Raw genomic sequence first — 2,478 nt, 5'->3', positions numbered from 1 at the left:
TGTAAATAGCAAACAAAAAAGTATCAAATTTTCGCAATTAAAAAGTACCACTTTATAGGACAAAAAATTATTAATTGAATATTGATTTTCTATTCTCCATTCTATAGCTATTGCCATCAAGTTTTAGGACTTCGCAACGATAAAGTAAGCGATCCAGTAGGGCTGTAGCCAACACTTCATCCTCAAGTGTTTCTGCCCATTGTTTTGGAGATTTATTTGTTGTTATAATCACCGAACACTTTTCGTGTAAGTGATCGATTAGATTAAAAAAAGCCACAGCCTCATTTTTTTTCATAGGGAACAACATGATGTCATCTATAGCAATCAGATGTGCCTTAAGGAGTCGGTTATAGGCATTCAGTGCAGAGGAAGTCATCTCCTTTAATCTCAATATAGATATCAGTTCTTCCATAGTTTTAAAATAAGCCTTGTATCCTGCTTTGACAGCATCGAAAATAAGTCCTGAAGCAATAAAGGTTTTTCCTGTACCGGAAGGTCCCATTAGTATAAGATTATAGTTCTGATTCAACCATATCAGTTCTCTGAGCTCTCTGAGTTGTGGTTTACTGATACCATTGGAATGGTTAAAATTGTAAGATTCCAGATTGTGATCTTTAGGCAAACGAGCCATTTTCATACGTCGATCCAGATCTGTTTTTTGACGTTGTTTCACCTCTTGTTCCAATAGCATTCGCGTAAATTCAAGGTAGCCTGGTTTATCAATTTGAGCCTGATGAATCAGGGATTCGGGTTGATTCTTCAGCATAGTTAACCGAAGAGCATCTGCGTATTGACGTATTCTTTCTATTTCTTTCATGCTTAATTAAAAAATGTTTCGTAGTCATTAATATTACTAGTTTGTGGCACGACTAAGGCTTGTTCCGGAAAGGAAGAAGTCTTAAGYTTCAGACTGGGAACAGCTTCCTGTTCCTTTTCAAAATAGGCGACCAGTTCTACTATCTTTAAAGCATTGTAATAGTCATGTTCCATGCAATAATCCAATGCTTGCTCTATGGCCCTTGGAACTCTCTCTTTTAATTTGGACAGAATCAATCTCAGATTGTCATTCAGATAACGGGGTTTACTTCTCTGAATTCCCATAACAAAAGCCCTTGCTTTGGGTGATCCTCCCAGTCTGCTGATACATAGCTCCAAATTCTCCTTCAGTGAAGTAGATTTGTCTCTGCCATGATCCGTATGACGAATGTAACGTCCCTTCAGGATACAAAGGGTATGTGTAGTAACAAGCTGTTGATTTAGATCATAAATATTAAGTTTATCATCGATTTCATGCACCAGCACTTTACTGTTTTTTCCTTTGTATATACCCAGAGGAAGACTATAAAAATTCCCGTGATACGATATGGTATGATCCTTCAACACATGGTATTGTTTGTACTCAGGTGTATTCAGAGTATGTAGTCTGGTTTTAATTGGTAGTAGGTACTTTTTCTCCTGCTCCCATTGCTGATGGGGTACCAGGCGGGTTGTAGCATGCCGCTTACCATTCCCGGTACGATCCAGYCAGGTCAATACCGATTCGTTCAGGAGTTGAATACTTGAAAACTCTCGTCCTCGCAAAAAATTATATTTCACATACTTGACCACATTCTCTACTTTGCCCTTGGATTCTGGATCTGCCTTGCGACAAAAAATGGCTTCAAAACTCTCTGAATCCACATATCGTTGGAAATTCTGAGTCAGAAGTATATCTCCCATGTTTTCATCTACTACAAATACACGGTCCTGATCATAGAGTATTTTTTTGGGAACGCCTTGAAAGTATTCAAAAGCCAATTGATGTGCATAGATAGAAGTGGCACTGGTAAAAGGATTTGCTTGAATGTAGATAAACTTTTGTCGCGAACGGCTCAACACCATGGCGAAAAACCAAATCTTCTGACGACCTCCATTATTTCGTATCATGTTGTAAACTCCAAAGTCTACTTGTGCTTCATATCCGTAATCGACTTCTGTCAGTTTCTGATATTGCCTCTGATTCTCTGTTTTAGGTTTGGGAATACGCTGCTGGGAACGAACCGATTGTACAAAATTGTAAACCGTTTTAGAATGAACCATAGGCAGATCTGTAAAATGTTCTTTCAAACGATCCTCTATCTGAGCCGCAGATAGATAAGGATAATCTTGCAACTGATCCTGAACAAATTGATAGTAGGGCTGTAATTTTAAAGGAAGGTTTTTTCGTTTCCTTATCCATAAATGAAACTCCTGTTCATTCATCTTAAGGTAGACTCTTACCGTTTTTCGATGAATCCCTATTTGGTTAGCAATTTGACTTTTATTTAGGCCGAATGACCATAGTTCTTTAACTTTGTACCACATAAGTGCCTTTTTTAGGTAGTTATTTTCCTTCATTTTTATTGGTTTTGATCACCCTAAAAATGAAGGATTTTTTTTTAGTTCCTAACTGGTACTTTCCTGTTGCGAAAATTTGACACTTTAAAGTTGCTGATTACA

2 protein-coding genes are annotated in these 2,478 nt (G+C 37.6%); both read right to left on the bottom strand.

All coding sequences use genetic code 11. The features are described 5' to 3' along the window. Nucleotides 1-70 precede the first annotated feature (70 nt). On the bottom strand, nt 71-817 hold the full coding sequence (gene istB / locus DLK05_RS16350) for an IS21-like element helper ATPase IstB (protein ID WP_127345072.1): 747 nt from the start codon (nt 815-817) through the stop codon (nt 71-73). Between the two features lie 2 nt (nt 818-819). Continuing rightward, nucleotides 820-2,376 carry an IS21 family transposase gene (gene istA / locus DLK05_RS16345; protein ID WP_127345071.1) on the bottom strand — a complete coding sequence of 519 codons (1,557 nt, stop codon included), beginning with the start codon at nt 2,374-2,376 and terminating at the stop codon, nt 820-822. Between the last annotated feature and the right edge of the window lie 102 nt (nt 2,377-2,478).

The sequence above is a fragment of the Ancylomarina longa genome, assembly GCF_003996985.1.
Taxonomy (GTDB): Bacteria; Bacteroidota; Bacteroidia; order Bacteroidales; family Marinifilaceae; genus Ancylomarina_A; species Ancylomarina_A longa.
Note: the sequence above shows the minus strand (reverse complement) of the source record. Positions and strands in the feature narration are given on the sequence as shown.

What these genes read in the sequence shown, in the direction of transcription:
- istB (WP_127345072.1), bottom strand. Translation starts at nt 817, where the DNA reads ATGAAAGAAATAGAAAGAATACGTCAATACGCAGATGCTCTTCGGTTA.